Source organism: Streptomyces sp. NPDC003034 (assembly GCF_053591375.1).
The window spans coordinates 116,566-142,400 of the sequence record NZ_JBSFTS010000004.1 but is presented as its reverse complement, the minus strand read 5'-3'; the positions used below and the strand labels follow the sequence as shown (position 1 = coordinate 142,400).

The following is a 25,835-nucleotide window of genomic DNA, read 5'->3' as shown; positions in this document are numbered from 1 at the left end:
CGGGCTGTCGGTGAACTGTCAGTCAGGTGTCAGCGGAGGCTGCCGGTGCGGGCTGCCGGTGCCGCTGCCGCCCGGACAGGACCTAGTGGAAGGAGTGCTCCTCCTGCGGGAACGTCGCGCCGACCACGTCCTCGGCGAAGGCCTTCGCCGCGTCGCCCATGGTCTTGCGCAGGTCGGCGTACTGCTTCACGAACCGCGGCAGCTTTCCGCCCGTCAGGCCCATCATGTCGGTCCAGACCAGGACTTGCGCGTCGCACTGCGCACCCGCGCCGATGCCCACCGTCGGAATGTGCAGGGACCGCGTGACCTCGGCGGCCAGCTCGGCCGGCACCAGCTCCAGCACCACCGCGAAGGCACCCGCGTCCTGCGCCGCCTTGGCATCGCGCAGCAGCTGGTGCGCGGCCTCGTCGCCGCGGCCCTGCACCCGGTACCCCATCGCGTTGACGGACTGCGGGGTCAGGCCCAGGTGCGACATGACCGGGATGCCGGCCTGCACGATCAGCTCGGTCTGCCGCAGCGAGCGCTCGCCGCCCTCCAGCTTCACCGCACCGACACCGGCCTCCTTGACGAGGCGGGTGGCGCTGCGCAGCGCCTGCACGGGGCCTTCCTGGTACGAGCCGAAGGGCAGGTCGCCGATGATCAGGGCCCGGCTGGTGCCCCGTACCACGGCGGCCGACAGCAGGGTCATCTCGTCCATCGTCACGGGGACGGTGGTCTCGTATCCGAGGTGGCAGTTGCCCATCGAGTCACCGACGAGCATCACCGGGATGCCGGCCTCGTCGAAGACGGACGCGGTCATCGCGTCGTATGCGGTGAGCATGGGCCACTTCTCGCCGCGTTCCTTGGCGAGGGTGAGGTCGCGGACGGTGATGCGCCGGGTACCGGTGCCTCCGTACAGCGTGGGGGAGGCCGCGGATGCGGGTTCGCGGGCAGGCGAAACGGCATGCGTCATTGCAACTGCTCCTTGTGTCATCTCGAGGCACCCTCACGGTGTCCCCGGACTCACCCACCATGGTGGCATCCTCGCGGCCCGGGGCGGAAGTGGGGCGCGGGCCCGTCCTCAATGTGCGCGTTTCGTGACAGCCGGAACCCGGGGCGTACGCCCGTTCGTCCTCCCGGACGTACGACCGCGACCGGCGGTCGTGACGTGTCGTGACGTACGGCACGGAAGGCTCCGCTCATCGCCTAGGGTCAAGGGGCGGAAGCGGAGCGCGAGCACGGCAGTGAGGGCAGTGGCATGGCACAGGCGTACATGATGGAGACGGGGAACGGCGGCTCGGAGCCCGAGCCCTCCGAATCCGGTTTCCGGCGCCGGCTGGCCGAACTGCGCGGTGACCGGGGCATCTGGTGGCGGGGGATCGTGCTGGCCGCGATCGCCGCGCTGATCGCACTGGTCATGATCTTCCACGCCGATCTGCCCAACGATGTGGGCAACTTCGGCAGCCTCACCGAGACCTTCCTGCCCTGGCTGGGCCTGGCCGTACCGGTGCTGACGGCCGCCGCCGTGTACCGCAGGTCGGCGACCGCGCTGATCGCGATACTGCTGACGGCCGCGGTCTGGATCAACATCTTCGGCGGCCTGGTCACCGACAAGTCCGGCTCCCGGGGCAACCTCGCGGTCGCCACCCACAACGTCGACGCCGACAACGCCGATCCGCGCGGCACCGCCGAGTCGGTGGCGAAGGCGGGTGCGGACGTGCTGGCCCTGACCGAGCTCAAGGGGAGCGTCGTCCCCGTGTACGAGAAGGCCCTCGCGGGCACGTACAAGTACCACGCGGTCGAAGGCACGGTCGGCGTGTGGAGCAAGTACCCGCTGACCTCAAGCCGGCCCGTGGACATCAAGATGGGCTGGACCCGCGCCATGCGCACCACCGTGGCCACTCCGGCGGGCGACATCGGGGTGTACGTCGCCCACCTGCCCTCCGTCCGGGTCAAGCTCAACGCCGGCTTCACCGCCAACCAGCGCGACAACAGCGCGGACGCCCTCGGCGCCGCGCTCGCCGCCGAACCGCTGAAGAAGGTCATGCTGCTCGGCGACCTCAACGGCACCATGAACGACCGCGCGCTGTCCGAGGTCACCTCCCAGATGCGCTCCACGCAGGGCGCTGCGGGCGACGGCTTCGGCTTCAGCTGGCCCGCCCAGTTCCCGATGGCGCGGATCGACCAGATCATGGTGCGCGGGATGAAGCCGGAGGCCTCCTGGACCCTCCCGCGCACGGGCAGCGACCACCTGCCGGTCGCGGCACGGGTCACCGCCAAGCCGTAGAGCGCGTCACCGCCAGCCGAGCCGTACACCCACCTGCGTCACAGGAAGCGGCGGATGGGCTGGACGGCCACTTCGCGGGTCCGCTGGACGAGGGAGCGCCTCTTCCATCTGCCCGTCCGGATCAGTTCACTGGCGGCCACGTCATCGTCGAAGTGCTTGTCCAGTGTCGCGGTGAACTCCCGGTCCAGGACGGCGAGCATGATCTCCTCGTCGTGGTCGAGCGAGCGGCGGTTGAAGTTGGTCGAGCCGATCAGAGCGGCGACGCGGTCGACGGTGATGACCTTGGCGTGCATCATCGTCGGCTGGTACTGGTAGATCTTCACCCCGCAGGCGGTGAGGTCCTCGTAGTAGTGCTGGCCGGCCAGCTGGCAGACCCGCTTGTCGGTGTGCGGCCCGGGCAGCACGATCTCCACCTCGACGCCGCGCCGCGCGGTGGCGCACAGCAGCTCGACGAAGTACGCGTCGGGGGAGAAGTAGGCGGTGGCCAGGCGGAAGCGCTCCTCGGCCGACTCCAGCATCACGCGGATCAGGGTCTGCATGTCCTGCCAGCCGAAGCTGGCCGAGCCGCGCACCACCTGCACGATGGCGTCGCCCTGGGGCCGGTGCTCGATGAAGCGGTCCCGGTCGTCGAAGAGTTCGTCGTGGCACTCGGCCCAGTTCTGCGCGAAGGCGGCGGCGATGCCGTCCACAGCGGGGCCGCGGACCTCGACGTGGGTGTCGCGCCACTCGTGCGGGTTGCGGGCGTTGCCGCACCACTCCTCGGCGATCCCCACCCCGCCGGTGAAGGCGGACTCCTCGTCCACGACGAGTACCTTGCGGTGGCAGCGGTGGTTCTGCTTCAGCGGCGAGAGGTACAGCGGCTTGCGGAACCACGCCACCTGCACCCCGGCCCGCTCCATCTCCTCCAGCTGCTCGGCCTCGATCAGCCGGCTGCCGAACCCGTCCAGCAACAGCCGCACCCGCAGCCCGGCGCGGGCCCGCCCCGCGAGGGTCTGGGCGAACTGGCGGGCGATGTCGCCCTTCCAGTACACGAACGTCATCATGTCCACCGTGTGCTCGGCGGACCGGATCGCGGCCAGCATCGCGGCGAAGATCTCGTCCCCGTTGCGCAGGACCGTCAGCGCGTTCCCCTCAGTCGCGGCGATCCCGATCAGCCGCTCAAGACGCCGCCGTATTCGCGCGACGCGCTCCTCGGCGGCGGGTTCACCCGGTGCTTCGATGGCGTGCGGGCGCAGCTCGCTCGGCTCCTGCGTACTGGTCATGGCATTCCCTGGCCGGAATACGACGAGGAAACGTCAGGCCGCGGTGCCCGGTCCGGCGCGGGCGGAGCAGCGAGCCGACTGTACCCCTGAGCGCTCGCGCTGCCGGTGGCGGGCGCATGAGCGTGTGCTCGGTCGACCCCTTACGCCTGCTCGCGCCAGCCGTTGGTGATGGGCAGGCGGCGGTCCTTGCCGAAGCCCTTCGCGGAGATCTTCGTGCCCGGCGGGTACTGGCGGCGCTTGTACTCCGCCGTGTCCACCATCCGCAGGGTCCTGGCGACCAGCTCGGGATCGAAGCCGGCCGCGACGATCGCCTCCAGGCCCTGGTCGCGGTCGACGTACAGGGCCAGGATCGCGTCGAGCACCGGGTAGTCCGGCAGCGAGTCCGTGTCCACCTGGCCCGGGCGCAGCTCCGCGCTCGGCGGTTTCACGATCGAGTTCTCCGGGATCGGCGGGGTCTCCCCGCGCTCGGTCGCGGCCCGGTTGCGGTAGCGGGCCAGCCGGAAGACGTCCGACTTGTAGACGTCCTTGATCGGGCCGTAGGCGCCCGCGGAGTCGCCGTAGAGGGTGGAGTAGCCGACGGCCAGCTCCGATTTGTTGCCCGGCGCCAGCACGATGTGGCCCTCCTGGTTGGAGAGGGCCATCAGCAGGGTGCCGCGCAGCCGGGACTGGAGGTTCTCCTCGGCCAGGCCGGTCAGGACCAGTGAGCCCGTGTACGCGTCGAACATCGGCTCGATCGGCACGGTACGGAAGTTCAGGCCGGTCCGCTCGGCCAGGTCGGCCGCGTCCCGCTTGGAGTGGTCCGAGGAGTACTTCGAGGGCATGGAGACGCCGTAGACGTTCTCAGCGCCGATCGCGTCGCAGGCCAGCGCCGCGACGAGGGCGGAGTCGATGCCTCCGGAGAGGCCGATGAGGACGGAGCGCAGTGCGTTCTTCCTGACGTACGCGCGCAGGCCCACGACCAGTGCGTCGTAGACCTCCTCATCGTCGTCCAGGCGCTCGGCGTAGCCCCCGGTGACCACCGGATCGTAGGCGGGCACGGGCTCCTCGGAGAGGATCACGCGGTCGATGCGCAGGCCGTCGTCCACGACGCCCCCGGGGGCGTCCGCACGCGCCGCGGGCAGGTCGAGGTCGACCAAGACGCAGCCCTCGGAGAACTGCGGGGCGCGGGCGATGACCTCGCCGCCGGCGTCCACCACGATCGAGTCGCCGTCGAAGACCAGCTCGTCCTGGCCGCCCGTCATGGCCAGATAGGCGAGGGTGCAGCCGGCCTCCTGGGCGCGCTTGCGGACCAGTTCGAGGCGCAGGTCGTCCTTGTTGCGCTCGTACGGGGAGGCGTTGACCGAGATCAGCAGCCCGGCCCCGGCGGAGCGGGTCGCCGGGACGCGGCCCCCCTCCTGCCAGAGGTCCTCGCAGATGGCCAGGGCGACATCGACCCCGTGGACCCGGATCACCGGCTGGGTGTCGCCCGGCACGAAGTACCGGAACTCGTCGAACACGCCGTAGTTGGGGAGGTGGTGCTTGGCGAACCGCAGGACGACCTGCCCGCGGTGCAGTACGGCGGCCGCGTTCTCCGGGGAGCCGGCCGGCCGCCCCAGCCGGGGCGCGGCCTTCTCGGAGCGGTCCAGGTAACCGACGACGACCGGCAGTTCCCCGAGGCCCTCGGCCGCCAGCCGCTCGGCGAGCCGGCGCAGGGCGGTGCGGGAGGCCTCCACGAAGGAACCGCGCAGGGCGAGGTCCTCGACGGGGTACCCGGTCAGCATCATCTCGGGGAAGGCCACCAGATGGGCGCCCTGCTCGGCGGAGTGCCGGGTCCAGTGGACGACCGCGTCGGCGTTGGCGGAGATGTTGCCGACGTGCGAGTCGATCTGATTCAGCGCGAGGCGAAGTTGAGGCACGGGCCCAGTCTAATCGTCTTTCTGACGCGATGTCTGGGCCCGGGCCGTTTCCGTCGCCGTCAGCCGACCGGTCCGGCGTACTGCACGTCTTCGAGCAGGGTGCCGGCGGAGATGTCCGCCGTGATGTTCTTGGTGCCCTCGGGGATCTCGAAGGCGACGACTCCGCTGGCGGACTGGCCGGGCAGGATGGAGCCCGTGATCATCTTCGGCACGCCGCCGCCGGAGTCGAAGACCTTGTCGGCGGTCATGCCCTTGTCGTCGCGGACGTTGGGCATGGCGTAGATCACCTCGTGCGGCGCGGTCGTGCCGTTGGTGATCGTGACCGTGATCTGGATCGCGTTGTCGTACTTCTCGCGGGCGTACAGGCCCGACGGCTTGTACGCCTTCGGCGCCGAGAGGGTCACCTTGATGCCGCTGTCGTACGTGAAGGTCTCGCCGAAGGGCAGCGCACTGGTCAGGCCCGGGACCTCGGAGGGCGTCGGCGCCTGCGACGGCGTCGGCCCGGCGCCCGGTCCGTGCTGGTCCAGGTCCTCCTGCTCCCAGTCGGCTTCCTCCACCATGCGGTCGGCGGCCTTCTCCACCACGTAACCGGTGAGGAAGAACCCGCCGACCGAGGCGCCCATACCGAGCACGCCGAGGGCGGTGCCGACGATGGACATCGCCTTGCGCGGGCCGCCCCGGGAGGAGCGCACGACGGCGCCGATGCCCAGGCCCAGGGCGGTGGCGGCGAGGAGGAAACCGGCCCAGAAGAGGAAGGGGGTGAGCCCGATGACGATGCCGGCGATGGCGACGACCAAGGCGGCGACGGCCAGCCCGTTGGCGTTCGAGGGCGCCTGCGGGTAGGCGGGGTACGGGAAGCCGGGGCCGGGCTGGGCCCACGGGTTGGCGGGGGCGCCGGGCGCGCCGCCGTGGGCACCCGGTGCGCCGGGGGCGAAGTCGTGCGGGGCGGAGGGGGAGGCCGTGGCGTACGGAGCCGAGGGGGAGGCCGGGGGAGCGGGGGTGAGCGGCGCGAAGGGCGTGGGGGCCACCGCTCCGGGGGCCGGCTCGGCGGCCGGGTCCGGGCTCGGCCCAGGGGTCGCCTCGGGGGCCGGGTCGGCGGCCGGTTCCTGGGTCGCCTCCGGGGCCGGGTCGGCGGCCGGTTCCGGGGCGGGGGTCTTCTCCAGCGACAAGGGCTGTGCGGGCGCCGGTATGGAACCCGCCTCGGGCGGCGGCGGCGACGGCGTGCCGGCCGGTTCCGGCGGCGGGTCCTGCGGGGTGCTGGGCGGGTTCGGCGGGGTGCTCATACCGGCGGGGGCGTCCTTATGTCGCAGTGTCGTGATCACGCAAGACTGCCATGTCCCCGCCATGCTTCCCCAGGGATTTCGCCGGGGGGCGTCCCTGAGAATCCGGACCCGGCCGCCATGGCGCCGGGCGCCCGGCAGGCCCGACCGGCCCGGTGCGCGGTCCTCGCCCCCGAGCGGCGCGGTGTCGCGGGAGCCGGCCGGTCCGGCGCCGAGGATCAGCGCAGTGAGTGCGCCCGGCGCGGTGCGCCGGACCCGGCGGGAGCCCCTGCCGCTCCGGGCGGTCCCAGGCCGCCGCGGGAGTGGTGTGGCTCACGATGCGCGGATGGCGCGGCGGCCGAGGCAACGCGCAGGGGCTCCCGTACGTCATCCAAGGCGTGGGATTCAGTGGAATGTCTCAGCGTGTACATGGTCACCAGACCCGGCGGGAGTGCGGCAAGCAGCCGCAGCCGAGGGCGCGGGGCGGTTCGCCGGGCGCTACGCGTCATGAGGCGAACCGTACCCGGGGTAGGTATCCCATCGAGGTAACACCCCCGGACCTGCCCGGGATAAGTCAGACGATATCCACGAAAGGTCTCTCGCTGCGGACCGCCCGGCTGGTCGCCGCCCTCATCGGGCTCGGCGCCGCCGCGTACACCGCCTGGGTGCTGGAAGTCGTCCTGTCCACGGGCCTCAACCCCATCCAGACGTACGTCAGCGAACTCGCCGCCCAGGACCAGCCGCTCGGCGGCCTCTTCCGCGCCACCGACTTCACCGCCGGGATACTCGCCTTCGCCGGCAGCCTGGTGGCCCTCCTCCGGCTGGTCCGGTACGCCGAATCCCGCCGCCGGTGGGCCGTCGCGGGCTGGTCCGGGCTCATGCTCTTCGGCGCGGCCACCGCCGCCGACGCCTGGCTGCCGCTCAGCTGCACGCCGACCGTCGACCCCGTCTGCGCCTCCCGCGAGACCGCCGGTCTGGTCCCCGCCACCCATCAGGCCCATGCCGTCAGCAGCAGCCTCGCCATGACCGGCGCCCTCGTCGGGATCGTGGCCCTCACCTACGCCGCGCGCCGCTACGGCTGGTTCGCCCCGCTCGCCCGCTACGGCCCCGCGCTCGTCGTGCTCGAACTGCTCGCCACCGTCTGGACGCTGTCCGCCATAGCGCTGTTCACCGCCGGGCACGGGACGTGGGCCCTCGGCGCCGGGCAGCGGCTGCAAGTGCTGCTCGTCGCCCTCTGGCTGGGCCTGCTCGCGTACTCGGTCCACAAAGAACACCGCACATGACGGGCACGGGCCCCGGCCGGTTCCTGCGCCCGCCCGGCCCCGACGGGGTGCCGCTGCACGTGGTCGTGGAGGGCCGGGGCCCCGTGTGCGTGCTCAGTGCCGGGCTCGCCATGGCCTGGTTCGACTGGGACGCGGTAGCGGAGCTGCTCGCACCGCACCGCACCGTGGTCCGCTTCGACCGCCCCGGCCACGGCCTCAGCGGGCCGGCCACCACGCCGCCGACCGCCGCCGGGGAGGCCCACCGGATCGCCGCGGTGCTGGACGCGCTCGGCCTCCCCGGCGCCGGCCGGGTCACCGTCGTCGGGCACTCCCTGGCCGGCTTCCACGCCGAGGCCTTCGCCCGCCTCTACCCGGGGCGCACCGCCGCACTGGTCCTGGTCGACGGCAGCGTCGAGGAGGATCCCCGTACGGTCCTGCCCGCCGCCGTGCGCACCGGCCTCGCCCGCGCCCTCGGCCGGGCGGTGACCGCGGCCGGACTGCCGGCCGCGCTGGGGCCCGCGGCCCGGCGCGCCACCGTACGGGCCTCCCGCACCGGCGGCCATGACCCGGCCGCGGAGGACCTCGTACGCCGCTGCTACCGCACCGGCCGGGTCTGGCGCGGCGCCCTGCTGGAGAACTCCCGCTACCCGGACACGGCGGCCGAGATCCTGGAGCTGCGCCGGACGCATCCGCTGGCCGCGCCCACCACCGTCCTCGCCGGCCACGACGGCTCGGCGGGCCGCGCCGGGCTGCGCTGGCTCGGCCGCCAGGCGGATCTCGCCGACCGGCTCGGCGCCCGCTTCGAGGTCGCCGAGCCCTCCGGGCACCTGGTCATGCTGGACCGCCCGGACCAGGTGGCCCGGGCGGTGCGTACCGCCGCGGATCGGCCGCGCGCGTAGACCGTCAGCCGCGCGGCGCTGCTCCGCGGCGCTGGAGCATGTCCGCCATGAGGGCGAGCTCGGACCGCTGAGCGTCGGCCATGCCCCGGGCGAGGTCCCGCTCGACGGGGATCCGGCACTGCTCCGCGCAGGCCCGGGCCATCGCGACGCCGCCCTCGTGGTGGTCCGTCATCAGCTGGAGGTAGAGCACCTCCGCGTCCCGCCCCTCGGCGGCCTCCAGCCGCGCGATCTCGGCCTTGGCGGCCATACCGGGCATCAGCGCACCGGGCTCGGCGGCGCCGTGGCCGGAGTGCGCGCCTGCGCTGTCGCCGTGCCCGCTGTCGTGCCCGGAGTGCCCGCTTCCGGCTTCGGATCCGTCCGGCGCGGCCATCCAGGACATCGGCGGCTCGCCCGCCACCACCTTCGGCAGCCCCCACAGGTCCAGCCAGCCCAGCAGCATGCCCCGCTGGTTGGCCTGGGTGTTGGCGATGTCGTAGGCGAGGGTGCGGACGGCCTCGTCGCCGGTGCGGTCCCGCACGATGAAGGACATCTCCACCGCCTGCTGGTGGTGGACCGCCATGTCGCGGGCGAAACCGGCGTCGGGGGAGTGCGGCCCCGGCGCGGCGTCCCGCGCGCCCGCCCCGCCGTTCGCGGCGGCGACCGTGGCGGCGACCACGGCCGCCGCCGCGAACAGCAGCGCCACCAGGACGGCCGTGCCCGCCGCCCAGTACGTACGGGAGGTACTGCGGGAGGGATCGGGAGAGGGACCGGGGGAGGGACGGCTCACTTGCCGGCCAGCCCGCCGGTGCAGGCCGCGCCCGGCTCCGGGGTCTGCGGGCCCTGCACGTACTTGGTGAAGAACTGCGCCACCCGCGGGTCGTCCGCCTTCTCCACCGTCACCTGCTTGCCCCACGCGCTGAGCATGATCGCGCCGCTCTGCTCCTTGACCGGGCTCATCAGCGTGTACGGGGTCTTGCCCACCGTCTTGGCCAGCTTGTCGAGATCGCCCTTGGCGGCCTTCTCGTTGTACGTTACCCACACCGCGCCGTGCTCCAGCGAGTGCACGGCGTACACCTCGGGGACCGGGTTCTCGTAGACGTCGCCGTTGCAGTTCATCCAGCGGGGGTGGTGGTCGCCGCCGACCGGCGGGTTCATCTCGTACTTCACCGGGGTCTCGACGTGGTTGCGGCCCAGGGTCTTGGCGTCCCAGCTCTGCTCGCCGCTGACGGGGCTCTTGCGGGCCGTCTCGGCGGCGTCCTTCCTGCGCTGCTCCGCCTGCTGCTGGTCGATCATCACCCACGCGCCGAAGCCGACCAGGCCGACGACGACGACCGCCGCGCTCGTGATGGCGATGGCCTTGTTGCGCCGGTCGCGCGCGCGGTCGGCGCGCCGCATCTCGGCTATGCGTGCCTGGCGGGAGTGCGGGTCCGTGTGGTGTGCGTTGTTGCCGTTCCAGCTGGCCATGTGCCCTGATTCCTTCTGCTGAGGGGGGTGGTGGGACGCGAAACCGGGCCCGTCAGGTCCGCAGCACTCGCAGGGCATAGGGGTCGGGGGCGCGAGCGAGCGGCGCGGGCTCCCGGATCCGTCCCACCGGGCCGGCCGCGACGGCCGCCGGCGGCGCGCCGCCGCCCGCCCGGGCCACGGCGGGCGCCGGTACGGGCAGCAGGGCCGGGGTCACGTGCGTGAGGGGCGAGCAGCCCGGCACGTCGTACGGGGACACGCAGACGGCCTGCGCGCCCGGCGCGGCCTGGGCCCCCGGCACGGCCTCCGCCCCCGGCACGGCCTGCGCGCCCGGCGCGGCCCGCGCGGCCTGCCACGGCACGGGCGCGGAGTCATGGGCCTCGCCGGGCCGCGCGCAGAGGAACAGCGCCCCGGCCAGTACCCCCATGAGCACCAGGAGCACCGGGAGCACCGGCAGGACCGGGAGGACGGCACGCCGAAGCGCCCGGCGTCCGCGCCGCCCGCGCTGCGTGTGCTCCCCGCCCCCCATGGCCGCAGATGGTAATGCTCATGACGGGTCTGAGGTCAGTGCGGGGGTGCCGCGACCTTTCCCGGGTGCGTAATGTGGCGGAAACCACCACGGGCGATACTGGGCCGGACCGACTGTGCCCCCGGCTTCCGGGTCGGTGGTGCACAGGCCGTCTGAACTGCGAGGATGAAGGTATGGACAAGCAGCAGGAATTCGTCCTCCGGACGCTGGAGGAGCGCGACATCCGCTTCGTGCGCCTGTGGTTCACCGACGTGCTCGGCTTCCTCAAGTCCGTCGCCGTCGCCCCCGCGGAGCTGGAGCAGGCCTTCGACGAGGGCATCGGCTTCGACGGCTCCGCGATCGAGGGCTTCGCCCGGGTCTACGAGTCCGACATGATCGCCAAGCCGGACCCGAGCACCTTCCAGATACTGCCGTGGCGCGCGGAGGCCCCCGGGACCGCCCGGATGTTCTGCGACATCCTGATGCCGGACGGCTCCCCCTCCTTCGCCGACCCGCGCTACGTCCTCAAGCGCATCCTGGCCAAGACCTCCGACCTGGGCTTCACCTTCTACACCCACCCGGAGATCGAGTTCTTCCTGCTGAAGGACAAGCCGCTGGACGGCACCCGTCCGGTCCCGGCCGACAACTCCGGCTACTTCGACCACACTCCGCAGAACGTCGGCATGGACTTCCGCCGCCAGGCGATCACCATGCTCGAATCCATGGGCATCTCGGTCGAGTTCAGCCACCACGAGGGCGCCCCGGGCCAGCAGGAGATCGACCTGCGCTACGCCGACGCGCTGTCCACGGCCGACAACATCATGACCTTCCGCCTGGTCATGAAGCAGGTCGCGCTGGAACAGGGCGTGCAGGCCACCTTCATGCCCAAGCCCTTCTCGGAGTACCCGGGCTCGGGCATGCACACCCACCTCTCCCTCTTCGAGGGCGACCGCAACGCCTTCTACGAGTCCGGCGCCGAATACCAGCTCTCCAAGGTCGGCCGCTCCTTCATCGCGGGCCTGCTGAAGCACGCCGCGGAGACGGCGGCGGTCACCAACCAGTGGGTCAACTCCTACAAGCGCATCTGGGGCGGCTCCTCCCGCACCGCGGGCATGGGCGGCGAGGCCCCCTCGTACATCTGCTGGGGCCACAACAACCGCTCCGCCCTGATCCGCGTCCCGATGTACAAGCCGGGCAAGACGGGCTCCTCGCGCGTCGAGGTCCGCTCCATCGACTCGGGCGCCAACCCGTACCTGACCTACGCCGTCCTCCTCGCGGCGGGCCTCAAGGGCATCGAGGAGGGCTACGAACTCCCGGCCGGCGCGGACGACGACGTCTGGGCCCTCTCCGACTCCGAACGCCGCGCGATGGGCATCGAACCCCTCCCGCAGAACCTCGGCGAGGCCATCGCCCTGATGGAACGCAGCGAACTGGTCGCGGAGACCCTCGGCGAGCACGTCTTCGACTTCTTCCTCCGCAACAAGAAGCAGGAGTGGGAGGAGTACCGCTCGGAGGTCACCGCCTTCGAGCTCCGCAAGATGATGCCGGTGCTGTAAGGGCAGGTCACAGCCCTTTCGGAGCACCTGGGACACCCCGGGCCGGTGGTCGACGACCGCCGGCCCGGAGTCGTCTCACTGGGCCCGGGCGGGGGCGGCCTTGGTGTCGGCCGGGCGGAGCATCTGGCCGGCGGCCAGCGCCCGGTAGGTGGGGCTGGCGGCGAGCAGTTCGTCGTGGCGTCCGGAGGCGACCGTACGGCCGTTGTCCAGGACCACGATCCGGTCCGCGTGCTGCACCGTGGAGAGCCGGTGTGCGATCACCAGTACGGAGCACTCCTGGGCGACGGCCTTCATCACCGCGGTGAGCGCCGCCTCGTTGATGGCGTCGAGGTGGGAGGTCGGCTCGTCGAGCAGCAGGATGGAGGGGCGGGCGAGCAGGGCGCGGGCCAGGGCGACCCGCTGACGTTCCCCGGCCGACAGGGTGCCGCCGCGCTCACCGAGCAGACCGGACAGCCCCCCGGGCAGTCGTTGGACCACGCGGTCCAGCTGGGCCAGTTCGACCACGCGCCGGACTTCCGCCTCGGTGGCGTCGGGCGCGGCGTAGGTGATGTTGTCCCACAGCGAGCCGTGCACCACATGGGTGTTCTGGTCGACCACGGCGATGCGGGCCCGGCATTCCTCTCGGCTCAGCCCGCTCGCCGGCCGGCCGTCGAACAGCACAGCCCCTCGGTCCGGTTCGTAGAACCGCGCCACCAGGGCGAAGACGGTGCTCTTGCCGGCCCCCGACCGGCCCACCAGGGCGACCTGCCGGCGGTGGGGCACCGTGAAGGAGACGCCGCACAGCACCGGCCGGTCCGGGCCGTAGCCGAAGCGGACGTCACGCAGGGCGAGTGCCGGCGCGTCGTCGCTCCCGTCCCGGTCGCCCGGCGGCACCTTCCGCGCGGCGACCGCCGTACCCGCGACCGCCGTACCCGCGACCGCCGTACCCACGACGGCCTCGCCCCGCCCGGGGTCCGGCAGGTCCCCCTCCGACGGCTCGGCGGGAAGGTTCAGGGCCTGCTCGATGCGTTGGTAGGCGCCCATGCCCCGCTGGATCAGCCCGACGGCGCGGAAGACCGATGACAGCGGCAGGACCAGGTAAGAGGCGTACAGCAGGAACGCGACCAGGTCGCCGAGGGTGTTGGCCTGCCCGTTCACCCGCAGGCCGCCGACGACCAGGACGAGCAGGAAGGAGCCCTGGACGGCGAGTTCGACCGCCGGACTCATCACGGAGGCGAGCTTCGCGGTCCGCACGCCCGCGCCGTACGCCGCCTCCACACGTTCCCCGATACGCCGCGCCTCCCGGTCCTCCGCGCGGTGCACCCGCACCATCGGCAGGGCGCCGAGCGCCCGTTCGAGGTCGGCGGCGATCGCGCCCACGGATGCCTGCATGCGTTCGGAAGCGGCCCTGATGCCCTTGAGGAGTGAGGCGACGACCACGGTGGCGGTGGCCACGGTCAGGGCGACCATGAGCAGCAGCAGCGGGTCGATCCACACCATGAGGACGAGCGCCCCTGCCGCGATGAGCGCCCCGGTCACGAGGTCGACCAGTGCCTGGGACACCACTTCCCGGAGCAGGGTGGTGTCGGCGGTCACCCGGGAGATCAGGTCACCGCTGCGGTGCCGGTCGTACTCCCTCATCTCCAGTCGCAGCAGCCGCGCCACCAGGCTGTGGCGCAGCCCTCGTACGACGCCTTCGCCCATCCGCTCCAGGACGAACCGGCCCACCGCGCCCGTCGCCGCTTCGGTGAGGAACAGGACGGCCAGCATCAGCAACAGCGGCCAGAGCACCTGTCCGCGTCCGCTCGCGTCCACGACGTGCTTGGCGACGAGCGGTTGGGCCAGGCCGAGCCCGGCGCCGGCCAGCGTGAGGACGGTGGCGACGGCGACGGAGGCCCGGTGCCCCGTGGTCAGCCGGTACATGGTGGCGACCGCGGCCCGGGTGGAACGGTCCTCCTCCGCCGCCGGCTGTGCCTCACCCGCGCCGGCGCCGGTCATCGGCTGGATCGGCTCACGGGGGCGACCGTCATCAGCCGCGTGAAGTAGTCGTCGGGCACGTCCTCACCCACGAGGTGGCCCTCCGTCTCGATCCAGGCGTGCGCCGTGAACGGCGGCACCACCCGCACCCCCGTGCACCAGGTCGGCCAGCTTCCCCCCAGCCTGCACAGCAACGCGGCGCCCAGTGATCGGGGCAGGCAGCCCTTCGGCCCGGCGCAGCGCAGGCTCACCGCGCACATCGCGTCCCGGGCGTTCCTGGCCTGCGCGGGGGTGGCCGGTACGGCGCCGCGGCACACGGCGCCGAGTACGGTGCGCAGCCGGCGGGGCGGCAGCAGCGAGAGCGCGACGGCCGGGACGAGGACGAGGCGGGCGGCCAGCCGCCGGGGGAAGGGGACGCCGACGGGCCGCTCCAGGGCGCTGGGTGTGGTCATTGCGCCAGCCCCGACGCGCGGAGTTCCCGGACGAGTGCCTCGACGTCCTGCTGCGCCTGGGTGACGTCGATGTCGAATGCGCCGGTGAGCGCGGCCACCGCGTCGGCCTCGTCACCGCCGGCCATCAACGTGTCCACCACCAGCCCGGCGGTGGGATTCAACTCCCAGTACTCCCCGGCGCGCTCGTCCAGGAGGACGGTGCCGTAGTCGGTCTTCGCCGTCGAGACGTCGGCGCCGAACCGTAGTGCCATGGGATCCCTTTCCGTCGTACGCCCAGGGGGGCGAGTGGCCCGGGGCGGTGCTTCGCGCTCTAGGACGTGGTGGAGGCCGGGGCCGCCGAAGGGCGGGCGAGGCCGCGCAACCACACTTCGGCGGCGATGGTCGAGTACAGGACGGCGTCGCGCAGTTCGGGGGTGGCCGGGCGCTGGGCGAGCCGGCGCAGCGCGTCGCCGTCGACCAGCCCCAGCTGTTCCAGCCGCGAGTCCTCCCACAGCGCCAGCAGGTCCGCCCGGTGTTCACGCAGCCCGTTGGCGGCGTCCATGGAAGCCGCGGCCTTGTTGGTGCGGCGCAGGCATTCCTCCGGCACGATGCCCGCCATGGCCGCGGTCAGGAGCGGTTTGTACTGCCAGGGCGTCACGCGTTCGCTCGGGCGGACCGCGAGGCAGGCCTCGATCACACGGTCGTCGAGGAACGGTGATGCCATCGGTACGCCGGCCCGGGCGGCCATCCGGTCCCACTGGCGGATGATGCGGGTGCAGGAGCGGATCTGTTCCAGGTCGGCGTGCAGGCCGCGGTCCGGGTGCAGCGGGACGGCGCTCGCGGCGGCCTCGCGCAGTGCCCGCCGGGCCATGCGCTCGGCGTCGGGGGTCACCCAGTCGAACAGGCGCGGCGCCATGCCCCAGCCGAGACTGGTGCTGACGGAGGGGGGCAGCGGTCCGCGCAGGCGGGTTTCCGAGTCGGCCAGCCACTTCCCGTACGGCCGGGAGTCCGCCAGCGCGCGTGCCGTGTCCCCGAGCGGCCACTGCCACAGGGCCCTGAATCCGCGCAGCCGGCCAAGGGCGAACAGCGGGCGGGTACGCGCCAGACGGTGGTAGTAGGCCTCGGAACACCAGGCCACGTGGTCGCCGCCGATGCCGGTCAGATGCAGCCGGCTGCCCCGCTCCGCCAAGCCCGGCAGGTGGTGGAGGACCCGGGAGCGGTCCATGACGCCGATGGTCGGCTCGTCCAGCAGGTCGTCGATGCCGAGCAGACCGGTGTAGACGAGTGGTGAGGCGTCGGCGTCCCAGATCACATGGTCGATGTCCGGCAGGTGCCCGGCGGCCCGTTCGGCCCAGTGCAGATCGGTGTCGGCGGGATCGCGCCCCGGCCAGGTGCTGGCCACCACCCGCGCCGGCGAGCGGTCGGCCAGGAAGCAGATGGAGGTGGAGTCCAGCCCGCCGGACAGGTCGCAACTGACCACGCCCCCCTGCCGGGTGCGGGCGTCGACGGCCTCGATGAGGGCTTCCCGGACGGCGGGAGCCGCCTCGGCGAGCGGCCGGACCGGTTCCGGCGGGCTCCACCAGCGCGCATGCCGTACGGTGCGCCCGTCCGCCGCGACGATCAGCGCGTCCTGCGGGGAGACGGCCGTAACCTCCCGCCACAGCGGCCTCTCGGACAACGGGTGGGGAACCGGCCACAGCAGCCGGACCGCCAGCTGCTCGCGGTCGGGCTCGGCGCCCAGCGCGGAGGCGAGTACATCGGCGCTGGTGGCGGCCACCCGCACGCCGCCGACATCCGCGTGGAAGACCAGCCGCAACCCGGACCCGGTTCCCTGGACCCTGAGCCGCCCGTCGAGCACGGCCACCAGGTGGAAGCTGCCGGGCAGGGACCGGGCCAGCGCGTCGAGCTCCGCGAGGTCGCGCAGCCGGGCGGCGCGCCGCCCCAGCTCTGAGGCTTCGACCGGGCAGCACCCGATGACGGCGAGGGCGGCGGGGCCGGCGCGCGCGGTGACCATCTCCTGGTCGTCCCACTGTCCGACCAGCCAGGGCCGGCCCGAGGGGTATTCGAGGGTCCGTGTTCCGGGGCGGGAGAAGGAGCGGGCCACGGCGGCCGCGTCCGCACGGTCGGTGAAGACCGCGAAGTGCGCGTCGCCGGGGCCCGTCCCCGCACTCTCGTGCAGTTCAGTCATGACGTCGGGTCGAGAACTCTCGCCGTCAGTTCTTGCTCAGGATGAGCCGGTCGTTGCCGGAGCTCTGCAGGAGCCCGGTCTTCTTGCGGAACGTCCCGAGCCGGACCAGGGTCGGCGCTTCGTAAGCCTTCTTCATGGCCACTCCTCACTACCGGTGTCACGCCGCCTCCCTGTCCGACCGCGAACCGGAAACCGGTTCCCAGCCGTCCTGTCCGGGATCCATCGGGGACCCGGACCAGGAAGCGGGCGCACTCCCAGCTACCCGCATGATCCGATGCGATGGCAAGACCGCCAAAGTAAGTCGGTTCATATGCAAAGTGCGAACGTGGCCAGATGGCGACGCCGAGATCAGCGGGACCTGTCAAGGTGCGCGTGGCAGGGAAAAACGTTTCGACCTGCGCACGCGCAGCCTCCTCGGGCCGAGCCGAGGCGGGCGCACCACGGGAGCGGAAAACAGCCACCCGGCATACTCCGTTTTCCCGTTTTCCCGCCGAGCTTCTTTCGCCACTTCTGCTTCCCGGCGGGGTAGACGGATGCCATGAGCGCTGTGAACGTCGTACACGCCGTGGAAGAGGCCCGGGGCGAAGGGGGTGCGGCCGGGCGGGTCTGGTACGCGGCCTACGGCTCGAACATGCACCTGGACCGGCTCGCCTTCTACCTCGCCGGGGGGACTCCTCCCGGGGCGGCGCGGACGTATCCGGGATGCCGCGATCACCGGGCGCCGGAGCGGTCGGTGGCGGTCGAGCTGCGGGGGCGGCTGTACTTCGCCACCGAGTCCGCGGTGTGGAGCGGGGGGAGGGCCTTCTACGACCCCGCGGCAGGCGGGCGCACCCGGGCGCGCGCGCACCTGGTGACGGCGCGGCAGTTCTCCGACATCGCCGCGCAGGAGATGTACCGGGCTCCCGGCCGCGATCTGGACCTCACCACCGTCCTGCGGGAGGGCCGCGACGAGGTGGGGCCCGGCCGGTACGAGACGCTCGTCTGCCCCGGCCTGCTGGAGGGCATCCCCGTACTGACCTTCACCGCGCCCTGGACGATGTACGAAGTGGACTGGGTCAAGCCGTCCGCCCCGTACGTCCGGTACCTGGCGGCGGGAATGCTGGAGACCGGCCCCTGGGACGAGCGGTCCGTCGCCGAGTACCTCGCCGGGTGCCCCGGGGCGAGCGGCCGGTGGAGCGCCGAGGAGATCGTGGACCTCCTGACTTCGGCCTGACCTCGATCTGCCAGGGGCGCGTCAGGGGCGCAGGACGGCGCGGCGCCAGGTGGTGGTGGTGCGGGTGGTGTGAGGGGTGGCGGGGGCCGTGGTGATGTGGAGCTGCGCGTCCAGGCCGAGGACCGCCGTCGTGGCCGTGCCGGCCGGTTCGAGGACGGCCGCCGGAGCGCCCGCGTACAGCATCTGGGACTCCGTCCACGCCGGAGGGCCGCCGAGCCCCGTGGTGCTGATGGCGCCGGTGTTCGCGCGGCCCGAGATCAGCCGGCCCGCGGCGCCGACCGCGCCGTAGCCGGCCCGGCCGCCCGCCTCCGAGACGCTGGAGACCTGCGGCTTGCCGGCGCCCGCCGTGACCAGGGCGGTGCGCACCACTCCCGAGTCGGGCCGGCGGAAGTAGAGGCGCACTCCCGCGCCCTCCGCGACCGCCGAGAGGGGGACCGTCGTGGCGGGCAGGCCGGTCGGCGCAGGCCCGGCCAGGGGCGCGCCCGGCTCCGGCTGGATCCAGGCGAGCACCGATCCCGTGGTGGTGGCGTACACGTGGAGCCGCCCGGCGTAGTCCACCGCCGTCACCGGGTCGCTCTGCAGGTCCTCGCCGCCCAGGCGCTGCCAGGGGGAGAAACCGCCGTCCGGCAGCTGGGTGCGGGCGCGCAGGGTGCGGCGGGAGTCGCGGAGGTAGACGGTCAGGCGGCCTTCGCCGTCGACGGCCGCCGAGGGCGCGCTGATCGCCGAGGTGCCCTGCTCGTCGCCCTCCTCGGGGGTGCCGAGGGACTGCCACGGGCCGAAGGGGCCGTCTGGCGCGGACTGGACGGCGTACACGACCTCGCGCCGGTACTGCTCGGGCAGCTCGCCGAAGACGGTACGGGTGGCGAGGACGGTGACGCGGCCGTCGGGGAGGCGCGCGGCGGTGGCGCCCGGGTCGATGCCGGTGCCCGGGAGGAGGACGGGCCCGGTCCACTCGCCCGCGCCGGCCGCGCTGGCGGCGGCGACGGTGGTGGGCGCGCCGGCCGCGCCGGCCCGGGGGCCCGTACGGGTCCAGTACGCCATCTGGCCGTCCAGCGCGGCGAACGCCCAGAGCCGGCCCGGCGTGCCCTGGACCAGCCAGGAGCTGTGGTCACCACGGGCGTAGCGCAGGGACTGCGCCCAGTTGTTGCCGGTCGGGTTGCCCGCGACCTTGCGGTCGCCGCAACCGGAGGGGCTGGCGCAGTGGTCCTCGCGGTCCTGCCAGGCGTACGTCCGCAGGAAACCGGTCTTCGTCTCGGCCGTCTGCGGGTCCAGCGCGTGGGGGAGGGTGCCGTTGTGGTAGCCGAGGTAGGTCTGCACCGAGAAGTGCGGGCGGTCCCCGGCCTGGGCGGCGTAGGCCGCGGTGGCCGCTTGCGCGAAGCGGGCCCCGTACATGTGGTCCTGGTGGTCGGTGTACTTGCCGGTGTGGTCGTACCGGCCCGGCGTCGGGTCCTGCATCCGTATCGTCGTCGGCTTGTACCGCTCCAAGATGCCCGCTATCGCCGCTATCGCCTGGTCCTTGGTGTAGGCGTACGGCTGCTTGACCGGCGTGCCGGAGGCCAGCTGGGCGTGGAGCGCGGGTATTCGCCCGTTCCACAGGCCGCGCAGGCTGTCCGGGCTGTCCCCCAGCGGACTGCGGGCCTCCCGCAACTGGAGCCAGACGAGGTTGACCTGGGGCTGGGCGAGGAGGACGTCGAGCTCGGCCTGGCCGCCGCCCGCGGTGGGTATGACCGTACGGCTCCAGGCGCTGGTGCGGTCGCCGGTGGCCATCTGGGCGTAGGCGGCGCGTATGCCGTTCTGCCGGGCCTCGGCGTAGTGGGCGCGGTCCGCGGGCTGCTCCGGGTCCGTGGCGGCGCCGCCGCGGGCCTGGTTGCGGCCGTCGGCTTCGCCGGAGGTGAGGTACGCGGTGGTGACCCGGGTGCCGGCGCTGAGCGACCGGCTGAGGTCCGGGTTCATGAAGAACAGGTCGTCGTCGGGGTGGGCGACGACCTGGACGACCGACCCCGCCGTGGTGCTCGGGGGGACGGCGGCCGGACTCTTCACCTGGGTGGCCTCGGCCGCGGTCTGCTGGCCGGTGGCCACGCCCAGCACGCCGGTGGCGCCGGCGGTCAGCACGGTGAGCAGGGCCGCGAAGCGGCGGCGGGACAGGGTCATCGGCTACGCCTTGGGGGGTTCGTTCCGGGCGGAAAACCGCTGGGCAGTCAGAGAGAGGCCACATCGGGGAACTTGGTTCACCGATGGCGCCGATGACTCCTGCTTTCCGAAATGACCGGACGTGATTGTTCCTTGTGCGGGATTTGATCAGGATATGTGATCGAAATGTGGACGGAGTCCGTCCGCCCCTCGGGTCAACCGGCGGAGAGAGCCGGGCTTTTGAGGTGTGGTGCGCTACTTATGTCTTATGTCTCAGATGTACGAATTTGCGGTGGTTGCGACAGGCGCGGGGACCGCTGTGGTCCGCGTCGACCGAGGTAGGAGCGGTGAGTTGAACACCGCGCCGGTGATTCCCGCCACTAACGCCGGTCCGCCACCGCTGTGACTCCGGCCACTCCCGTGACCCGCGCCGCGGCTGCCAACCCGCCCCTGTCGTGACCGACACCACTGCTGTGAACTCCGCCACCGCTGTGACGCGCGCCACCGCGGAGACGCGGCGGCGGCAGTGCTGGGGCCACGCGGCCAGACGGCGGGGACTGCGTCAACTCACGCGTTCACGGCGTCACGTTGCGCGGGCCCACCGGCCGCCACGGCGCCAGGTGCGCGTCCGGATTGTCCGTCGTCGAGGTCACGTACAGCCGTGCGTCCAGTCCCCACCACCGCCAGGCTGACCATGTTGCGCCCGGTCTTCGTGAAGGAGGGCGCGCCGACGAACATCAGCGCCGACCGCTCCCACGGCCGGCCCCGGCCGACCTCGGAGCCCAGCTGCCCGCCCGCCGCGCGGCCCGCCAGTACGTGCCCGCTCGCCGTCACCGAGCCGAAGCCCTGGAGTCCGCCGAGGTCTGTGAGGTGGTTCACCTTCAGTCCGCCCTCACCCGTCATGAGGGCGGTACGGACATTGCCCGAGCCCGGCTTGCGGAACCACAGCCGTACGCCGCCCTCGCGCCCGTCAGCCGTGAGCGGGATCGTGGTGTCCGGCAGCCCGGTGGCGGTGGCCGCCCCCAGCGGCGCCCCCGGCCCCGGCTGCACCCAGCCCGTCACCGTCTTGGATGTGGTGGCGAACACCATGCGCCGCCCGGCCCCGTCCGTCGCGGTGGCCGGGGTGCCGTGCAGGTCGGCGCCCCCGTACCGCTCCCACGGGCCCCAGGTCCCGTCCGCCCGCTGCACCCGCCCGCGCAGGGTGTACGCGCCGTCGCGGACGTACGCCGCCAGTTGCCCGGTGCCGTCGACCGACACGGCGGGCGCGCTGATGTCGGAGGTCCAGTCCGCGTCCGCGCTCTCCGGGGTGCCCAGCGACTGCCACGGTCCGAACTCCTCCGACCCCGGGGCCTTCTGGAGGGTGTGAACGACCTCACGGCGGTAGTCCGCGGGCTTCGCGCCGAAGGAGGTGCGGGAGCCGAAGGCGGCTATGCGGCCGTCCCGCAGGGTGACCGTGGACATGTCCGGGTCCATGCCCGTGCCGTCCAGCAGGGCCGGCCCGCTCCAGCGGCCGACCGGGCCCGCGCGGTGCCAGACGGCGACCTGGCCGTCGAGCACCTTGAAGGCCCACAGTCCGTGCTCCGCGTCGGAGGTCAGCCAGGAGGTGCTGGTGCCGGCGACCGTACGTGCCGCGAGGTGAGCGCCCGCTCCGGATAGGCTCGCCCCAGGTACGCCGGACAACCGCGGGAGGCGGCGGGATGACAGTCCCGGGACGCAGGAGCAGCACCGTCACCCAGCTGCTGCGCAGCGGGTTCACCGACCCCTCCGCCGCCGCCCGGCTGCTCGACGCCGACGTGCTGGCCGCCGTACGCGCCGATCCGGTGCTCATCGACGCGCTCGGCGCGACCGCCGATCCCGATCTCGCCCTCCTCGGCCTGGTCCGCCTCGCCGAGGCGCAGCCGCCCGAGGAACTCCGGGGACTCCTCGGCACCCTCGTCAGCGCCAAGCCGCTCCGCGACCGGCTGCTCGGGGTCCTCGGCGCCTCCGAGGCCCTCGGCGACCACCTGGCCCGCCACCCCCACGACTGGCAGGCGCTCGTCACGTACGAGGCCGCCGACCTGCACCCCGGCCTGCCCTACTTCGAACGCGGGCTGGCCGACGCGCACGACCCCGTCGCGCTGCGCATCGCCTACCGCCGCTGCCTGCTCTCCATCGCCGCCCGTGACGTCTGCGGCACCATCGACGTCGCCCAGACCGCCGCCGAGCTCGCCGACCTCGCCACCGCCACCCTCCGGGCGGCCCTGCGCATCGCGAGCGCCGCCGCCCCCGAGGACGCGGCGCAGTGCCGCCTCGCCGTCATCGCGATGGGCAAGTGCGGCGGCAACGAGCTGAACTACGTCTCCGACGTGGACGTCATCTTCGTCGGGGACACGCCGCACACCAACGGCGGCTCCGGCGCCGACGAGGGCAAGGCCCTCCAGGCCGCCACCCGGCTGGCCTCCCACCTCATGCGGATCTGCTCCGAGACCACCGTCGAGGGGACCATCTGGCCCGTCGACGCCAACCTCCGCCCCGAGGGCCGCAACGGCCCCCTCGTCCGGAGCCTCTCCTCCCACCTGGCCTACTACCAGCGCTGGGCCAAGACCTGGGAGTTCCAGGCCCTGCTCAAGGCCCGCGCCGTCGCGGGCGACCCCGAACTCGGCGCCGACTACATCCACGCCATAACGCCCTTGGTCTGGCAGGCCGCCGAGCGCGAGAACTTCGTCCCGGACGTCCAGAAGATGCGCCGCCGCGTCGTCGACAACATCCCCGCCTCCCAGATCGACCGCGAGCTCAAACTCGGCCCCGGCGGACTGCGCGACGTCGAGTTCGCCGTGCAGCTGCTCCAGCTCGTGCACGGCCGCAGCGACGCCACCCTGCACTCCGGCACCACCCTCGACGCCCTGCACGCCCTCGCCGCCGGCGGATACGTGGGCCGCGCCGACGCCGCCCAGCTGCACGACGCGTACCGCTTCCTGCGCGCCATGGAGCACCGCATCCAGCTCTACCGGCTGCGCCGCACCCACCTCGTCCCGGAGGACGAGAAGGACCTGCGCCGCCTGGGCCGTTCCCTGGGGCTGCGCACCGAACCGGTCGCCGAGCTCCACAAGGCCTGGCGGCGGCACGCCTCCGTGGTCCGCCGCCTCCACGAGAAGCTCTTCTACCGGCCGCTCCTCGACGCCGTGGCCCAGCTCACCCCCGGCGAGACCCGGCTCTCGCCGCGCGCCGCCGGCCAGCGCCTCGAAGCCCTCGGGTACGCCGACCCGGCCGCCGCCCTGCGCCACCTCGAAGCACTCGCCTCCGGCGTCACCCGCAAGGCCGCCATCCAGCGCACCCTGCTGCCGGTGATGCTCGGCTGGTTCGCCGACTCCGCCGACCCGGACGCCGGCCTGCTGAACTTCCGCAAGGTCTCCGACGCCCTGGGCAAGACGCCCTGGTACCTGCGGCTGCTCCGCGACGAGGGCGCCGCCGCCGAGAACCTCGCCCGGGTGCTGTCCGCCGGGCGCCTCGCCCCCGACCTGCTGATGCGCGCCCCCGAAGCGGTGGCCCTGCTCGGTGACCCCGAAGGCCTGGCTCCCCGTACGCACGAGGCCCTCGAACAGGAGGTCCTCGCCGCCGTGGGCCGCGCCCCGAACGCCGAAGCGGGCGTCGCCGCCGCCCGCGGGGTGCGCCGCCGCGAGCTGTTCCGCACCACGGCGGCGGACATCATCGGCTCGTACGGTACGGAGGAGAACCCGGCCGAGGAGGACCACGGGGCCCTCGTCGACCGGGTCGGCGCAGCCGTCTCCGACCTCACCGCCGCCACCATCGCCGGGGCCCTGCGCGCCGCCGTACACGACCACTGGGGCGACACCCTGCCCACCCGCTTCGCCGTCATCGGCGTGGGCCGCTTCGGCGGACACGAGCTGGGCTACGGCTCCGACGCCGATGTGCTCTTCGTCCACGAGCCCCGCGAGGGCGTGCCCGAGCAGGAGGCCGCGAAGGCCGCCCAGACGGTCATCTCCGAGATGCGCCGCCTGCTCCAGCTGCCCTCCGCCGACCCGCCGCTGCTCATCGACGCCGACCTGCGCCCCGAAGGACGCTCCGGCCCGCTGGTGCGCACCCTGTCCTCCTACGCCGCCTACTACCGGCGCTGGGCCCTGACCTGGGAGAGCCAGGCCCTGCTGCGCGCCGAACCGGTCGCCGGGGACGAGGAGATCGGCCGCCGCTTCATCGAGCTGATCGACCCGCTGCGCTACCCCATGGAGGGCCTGAGCGAGCACGCCGTACGGGAGATCCGCCGGCTCAAGGCGCGGATGGAGTCCGAGCGGCTGCCGCGGGGCGCCGACCCGACCCTGCACACCAAACTCGGCCGCGGCGGGCTCAGCGACGTCGAGTGGACCGTCCAGCTCATCCAGATGCGGCACGCCTGGGTCGAACCGGGCCTGCGCACCACCCGCACCCGCCGCGCCCTCGCCGCCGCCCACGCGGCCGGGCTGATCCCGACCGAGGAGGCGCAGATCCTGGACGAGGCCTGGGTGCTGGCCACCCGGGTGCGCAACGCCGTGATGCTGGTCCGCGGCCGCGCCGGCGACACCTTCCCGTCCGAGGCGCGCGAACTGGCGGCGGTGGGCCGCTACCTCGGCTACGCCCCCGGCACGGTCGGCGAGATGCTGGAGGACTACCGCCGTACGACGCGCCGGGCGCGGGCCGTCATGGAGGAGCTGTTCTACGGGGCCGCGTAGGGCGAACCTTCGGCTCCAACCGGCCCCCGGCCCCTTCGGTGGTGTCAGCGCGCCGCGCCGAAGGCCTGGGTCCAGTAGTGGTTCGGCTGCGCCAGGCCGATGCCGATCTCCTTGAAGGAGCAGTTCAGGATGTTCTGCCGGTGGCCGGGGCTGTTCATCCAGCCCTCCATGACCTTCTGCGCGGTGCTGTAGCCGTAGGCGACGTTCTCGCCGTAGGTGCTCCACGCGTATCCGGCGCGGGTGATGCGCTGGCCCGGGTCCGAGCCGTCGGAGCCCGTGTGGGACATGTTGCTGTGAGCGGCCATGTCCTGGCTGTGGTCCTGCGCGGCCCGCGTGAGCTTGGCGTTCAGGGACACGGCCGGGCAACCGGCCGCGGCGCGCTCCTGGTTGACGAGGGCGAGGACCTCGGCGGCGGCGCCGGTGGCCGGGGCGGCGGTGGTCTTCGCGGGCGCGGGCGCGGGCTCCTGCGGCTTCTTGGTGGGCACCGGCGGCTTGGCGGGCTGCTGCGGCGTCTGGGGGGCCTGGGGGGCCTGTACGACCGGCTGCGCGGGCGTGGGCGCGGCGGGGGTGCTCGGAGCGGCTTCGGCCGGGCTGCTCGGCGGCGCGCTGGGAAGCGGGGCCTCGACCGGCGGCTGGGCGGTGGGGGCAGCCGGGGGCGCGGACGGCGAGGGGCGGCTTTCTGACCGGCTCGCGGCCGGGGCGCGGCCGTCGTCGTCCGAGCCGAAGCAGGCCATGGCGGTGGTCGGAACGCCCACGATCGCCAGCGCGCTGACGGCGATGGCTATCTTCCGGTACTGCTTCTTCTTCCGATGCCTCTGCATGCGTGACCTCATTCGGTGATCGCGAAGCTTCCGGCGCCGGAACTGC

The 25,835-nt window shown here is 73.1% G+C and carries 21 protein-coding genes; 6 read left to right on the top strand and 15 right to left on the bottom strand.

Going from position 1 to position 25,835, the window contains the following annotated elements:
• Nucleotides 1-82 precede the first annotated feature (82 nt).
• A complete protein-coding gene (gene panB, locus ACWDX7_RS07035; protein WP_451491145.1) occupies nt 83-952 on the bottom strand; it encodes a 3-methyl-2-oxobutanoate hydroxymethyltransferase in 870 nt (289 codons plus the stop codon).
• Nucleotides 953-1,237: 285 nt separating this feature from the next.
• Here panB and ACWDX7_RS07030 point away from each other — a divergent pair, with 285 nt between their 5' ends.
• Nucleotides 1,238-2,266 (top strand): endonuclease/exonuclease/phosphatase family protein, encoded by a 1,029-nt coding sequence (locus ACWDX7_RS07030; protein ID WP_451491146.1) that lies wholly within the window; start codon nt 1,238-1,240, stop codon nt 2,264-2,266.
• Nucleotides 2,267-2,304: 38 nt separating this feature from the next.
• Here the strand turns inward: ACWDX7_RS07030 and ACWDX7_RS07025 are convergent, their stop codons facing one another.
• The 3 genes from ACWDX7_RS07025 to ACWDX7_RS07015 all read right to left on the bottom strand — a co-directional run bounded on the left by ACWDX7_RS07025 (nt 2,305) and on the right by ACWDX7_RS07015 (nt 6,706).
• Nucleotides 2,305-3,528 (bottom strand): phospholipase D-like domain-containing protein, encoded by a 1,224-nt coding sequence (locus ACWDX7_RS07025; protein ID WP_451491147.1) that lies wholly within the window; start codon nt 3,526-3,528, stop codon nt 2,305-2,307.
• A 140-nt stretch (nt 3,529-3,668) separates the two neighbouring features.
• Nucleotides 3,669-5,423, bottom strand: coding sequence for an NAD+ synthase (locus tag ACWDX7_RS07020; protein ID WP_451491148.1), 1,755 nt, complete (start codon nt 5,421-5,423; stop codon nt 3,669-3,671).
• Nucleotides 5,424-5,482: 59 nt separating this feature from the next.
• Nucleotides 5,483-6,706, bottom strand: coding sequence for a DUF4352 domain-containing protein (locus ACWDX7_RS07015; RefSeq protein WP_451491149.1), 1,224 nt, complete (start codon nt 6,704-6,706; stop codon nt 5,483-5,485).
• Between the two features lie 641 nt (nt 6,707-7,347).
• Between ACWDX7_RS07015 and ACWDX7_RS07010 the strand changes: the two genes are divergently transcribed.
• Nucleotides 7,348-7,965: a DUF998 domain-containing protein gene (locus ACWDX7_RS07010; protein ID WP_451491150.1), complete on the top strand. Its 618-nt coding sequence runs from the start codon at nt 7,348-7,350 to the stop codon at nt 7,963-7,965.
• Complete coding sequence (locus ACWDX7_RS07005) at nt 7,962-8,843, top strand: alpha/beta fold hydrolase (RefSeq protein ID WP_451491151.1); 882 nt, start codon at nt 7,962-7,964, stop codon at nt 8,841-8,843. Before ACWDX7_RS07010 ends, ACWDX7_RS07005 begins: the two co-directional genes overlap by 4 nt.
• Nucleotides 8,844-8,847: 4 nt before the next feature.
• Here the strand turns inward: ACWDX7_RS07005 and ACWDX7_RS07000 are convergent, their stop codons facing one another.
• From ACWDX7_RS07000 to ACWDX7_RS06990, 3 genes are read right to left on the bottom strand one after another with little or no spacing between them, the layout of a single operon-like run.
• Nucleotides 8,848-9,609, bottom strand: coding sequence for a DUF305 domain-containing protein (locus tag ACWDX7_RS07000; protein ID WP_451491152.1), 762 nt, complete (start codon nt 9,607-9,609; stop codon nt 8,848-8,850).
• Nucleotides 9,606-10,286 carry a DUF3105 domain-containing protein gene (locus ACWDX7_RS06995; protein ID WP_451491153.1) on the bottom strand — a complete coding sequence of 227 codons (681 nt, stop codon included), beginning with the start codon at nt 10,284-10,286 and terminating at the stop codon, nt 9,606-9,608. The genes ACWDX7_RS07000 and ACWDX7_RS06995 overlap by 4 nt, the downstream gene beginning before the upstream one ends.
• 52 nt (nt 10,287-10,338) lie before the next feature.
• Nucleotides 10,339-10,812, bottom strand: a complete 474-nt coding sequence (locus tag ACWDX7_RS06990; protein ID WP_451491154.1) for a hypothetical protein — start codon at nt 10,810-10,812, stop codon at nt 10,339-10,341.
• A gap of 173 nt (nt 10,813-10,985) precedes the next feature.
• Here ACWDX7_RS06990 and glnA point away from each other — a divergent pair, with 173 nt between their 5' ends.
• A complete protein-coding gene (glnA, locus tag ACWDX7_RS06985) occupies nt 10,986-12,347 on the top strand; it encodes a type I glutamate--ammonia ligase (RefSeq protein ID WP_451491155.1) in 1,362 nt (453 codons plus the stop codon).
• A 75-nt stretch (nt 12,348-12,422) separates the two neighbouring features.
• On the opposite strand, the gene ACWDX7_RS06980 is transcribed toward glnA, so the two are convergent.
• The 5 genes from ACWDX7_RS06980 to ACWDX7_RS06960 are packed head-to-tail and all read right to left on the bottom strand — an operon-like array spanning nt 12,423 to nt 17,058.
• A complete protein-coding gene (locus tag ACWDX7_RS06980) occupies nt 12,423-14,324 on the bottom strand; it encodes an ABC transporter ATP-binding protein (protein ID WP_451491156.1) in 1,902 nt (633 codons plus the stop codon).
• The gene (locus ACWDX7_RS06975) at nt 14,321-14,755 is read right to left on the bottom strand and encodes a lasso peptide biosynthesis B2 protein (RefSeq protein ID WP_451491157.1); all 435 of its coding nucleotides are present in this window, start codon (nt 14,753-14,755) and stop codon (nt 14,321-14,323) included. The genes ACWDX7_RS06980 and ACWDX7_RS06975 overlap by 4 nt, the downstream gene beginning before the upstream one ends.
• Nucleotides 14,752-15,006 (bottom strand): lasso peptide biosynthesis PqqD family chaperone, encoded by a 255-nt coding sequence (locus tag ACWDX7_RS06970; protein ID WP_451491158.1) that lies wholly within the window; start codon nt 15,004-15,006, stop codon nt 14,752-14,754. Before ACWDX7_RS06970 ends, ACWDX7_RS06975 begins: the two co-directional genes overlap by 4 nt.
• Before the next feature lie 59 nt (nt 15,007-15,065).
• Complete coding sequence (locus ACWDX7_RS06965; RefSeq protein WP_451491159.1) at nt 15,066-16,922, bottom strand: lasso peptide isopeptide bond-forming cyclase; 1,857 nt, start codon at nt 16,920-16,922, stop codon at nt 15,066-15,068.
• Between the two features lie 25 nt (nt 16,923-16,947).
• Nucleotides 16,948-17,058: a keywimysin-related RiPP gene (locus tag ACWDX7_RS06960; protein WP_107050258.1), complete on the bottom strand. Its 111-nt coding sequence runs from the start codon at nt 17,056-17,058 to the stop codon at nt 16,948-16,950.
• Nucleotides 17,059-17,460: 402 nt separating this feature from the next.
• On the opposite strand from ACWDX7_RS06960, the gene ACWDX7_RS06955 reads away from it, so the two are divergent.
• Nucleotides 17,461-18,135, top strand: a complete 675-nt coding sequence (locus ACWDX7_RS06955) for a histone deacetylase (RefSeq protein WP_451491160.1) — start codon at nt 17,461-17,463, stop codon at nt 18,133-18,135.
• A 21-nt stretch (nt 18,136-18,156) separates the two neighbouring features.
• Here the strand turns inward: ACWDX7_RS06955 and ACWDX7_RS06950 are convergent, their stop codons facing one another.
• Nucleotides 18,157-20,286: a PIG-L family deacetylase gene (locus ACWDX7_RS06950; protein WP_451491161.1), complete on the bottom strand. Its 2,130-nt coding sequence runs from the start codon at nt 20,284-20,286 to the stop codon at nt 18,157-18,159.
• A gap of 546 nt (nt 20,287-20,832) precedes the next feature.
• Nucleotides 20,833-21,945, bottom strand: a complete 1,113-nt coding sequence (locus ACWDX7_RS06945; protein WP_451491162.1) for a hypothetical protein — start codon at nt 21,943-21,945, stop codon at nt 20,833-20,835.
• Nucleotides 21,946-21,962: 17 nt separating this feature from the next.
• Here ACWDX7_RS06945 and ACWDX7_RS06940 point away from each other — a divergent pair, with 17 nt between their 5' ends.
• Nucleotides 21,963-24,968, top strand: coding sequence for a bifunctional [glutamine synthetase] adenylyltransferase/[glutamine synthetase]-adenylyl-L-tyrosine phosphorylase (locus ACWDX7_RS06940; RefSeq protein ID WP_451491163.1), 3,006 nt, complete (start codon nt 21,963-21,965; stop codon nt 24,966-24,968).
• 44 nt (nt 24,969-25,012) lie between these two features.
• Here ACWDX7_RS06940 and ACWDX7_RS06935 read toward each other — a convergent pair whose 3' ends face one another.
• Nucleotides 25,013-25,789, bottom strand: coding sequence for a CAP domain-containing protein (locus ACWDX7_RS06935; protein WP_451491164.1), 777 nt, complete (start codon nt 25,787-25,789; stop codon nt 25,013-25,015).
• Between the last annotated feature and the right edge of the window lie 46 nt (nt 25,790-25,835).

Excerpts from the sequence above, each read along its gene's own strand:
- ACWDX7_RS06955 (WP_451491160.1), top strand. The coding sequence starts at position 17,461 with ATGAGCGCTGTGAACGTCGTACACGCCGTGGAAGAGGCCCGGGGCGAA.
- ACWDX7_RS06980 (WP_451491156.1), bottom strand. The coding sequence starts at position 14,324 with ATGACCGGCGCCGGCGCGGGTGAGGCACAGCCGGCGGCGGAGGAGGAC.
- ACWDX7_RS06965 (WP_451491159.1), bottom strand. The coding sequence starts at position 16,922 with ATGACTGAACTGCACGAGAGTGCGGGGACGGGCCCCGGCGACGCGCAC.
- ACWDX7_RS07005 (WP_451491151.1), top strand. The coding sequence starts at position 7,962 with ATGACGGGCACGGGCCCCGGCCGGTTCCTGCGCCCGCCCGGCCCCGAC.
- ACWDX7_RS06935 (WP_451491164.1), bottom strand. The coding sequence starts at position 25,789 with ATGCAGAGGCATCGGAAGAAGAAGCAGTACCGGAAGATAGCCATCGCC.
- ACWDX7_RS06940 (WP_451491163.1), top strand. The coding sequence starts at position 21,963 with ATGACAGTCCCGGGACGCAGGAGCAGCACCGTCACCCAGCTGCTGCGC.
- ACWDX7_RS06990 (WP_451491154.1), bottom strand. The coding sequence starts at position 10,812 with ATGGGGGGCGGGGAGCACACGCAGCGCGGGCGGCGCGGACGCCGGGCG.
- ACWDX7_RS07025 (WP_451491147.1), bottom strand. The coding sequence starts at position 3,528 with ATGACCAGTACGCAGGAGCCGAGCGAGCTGCGCCCGCACGCCATCGAA.
- ACWDX7_RS06975 (WP_451491157.1), bottom strand. The coding sequence starts at position 14,755 with ATGACCACACCCAGCGCCCTGGAGCGGCCCGTCGGCGTCCCCTTCCCC.
- panB (WP_451491145.1), bottom strand. The coding sequence starts at position 952 with ATGACGCATGCCGTTTCGCCTGCCCGCGAACCCGCATCCGCGGCCTCC.
- ACWDX7_RS06995 (WP_451491153.1), bottom strand. The coding sequence starts at position 10,286 with ATGGCCAGCTGGAACGGCAACAACGCACACCACACGGACCCGCACTCC.
- ACWDX7_RS06970 (WP_451491158.1), bottom strand. The coding sequence starts at position 15,006 with ATGGCACTACGGTTCGGCGCCGACGTCTCGACGGCGAAGACCGACTAC.
- glnA (WP_451491155.1), top strand. The coding sequence starts at position 10,986 with ATGGACAAGCAGCAGGAATTCGTCCTCCGGACGCTGGAGGAGCGCGAC.
- ACWDX7_RS07030 (WP_451491146.1), top strand. The coding sequence starts at position 1,238 with ATGGCACAGGCGTACATGATGGAGACGGGGAACGGCGGCTCGGAGCCC.
- ACWDX7_RS06950 (WP_451491161.1), bottom strand. The coding sequence starts at position 20,286 with ATGACCCTGTCCCGCCGCCGCTTCGCGGCCCTGCTCACCGTGCTGACC.
- ACWDX7_RS06960 (WP_107050258.1), bottom strand. The coding sequence starts at position 17,058 with ATGAAGAAGGCTTACGAAGCGCCGACCCTGGTCCGGCTCGGGACGTTC.
- ACWDX7_RS07015 (WP_451491149.1), bottom strand. The coding sequence starts at position 6,706 with ATGAGCACCCCGCCGAACCCGCCCAGCACCCCGCAGGACCCGCCGCCG.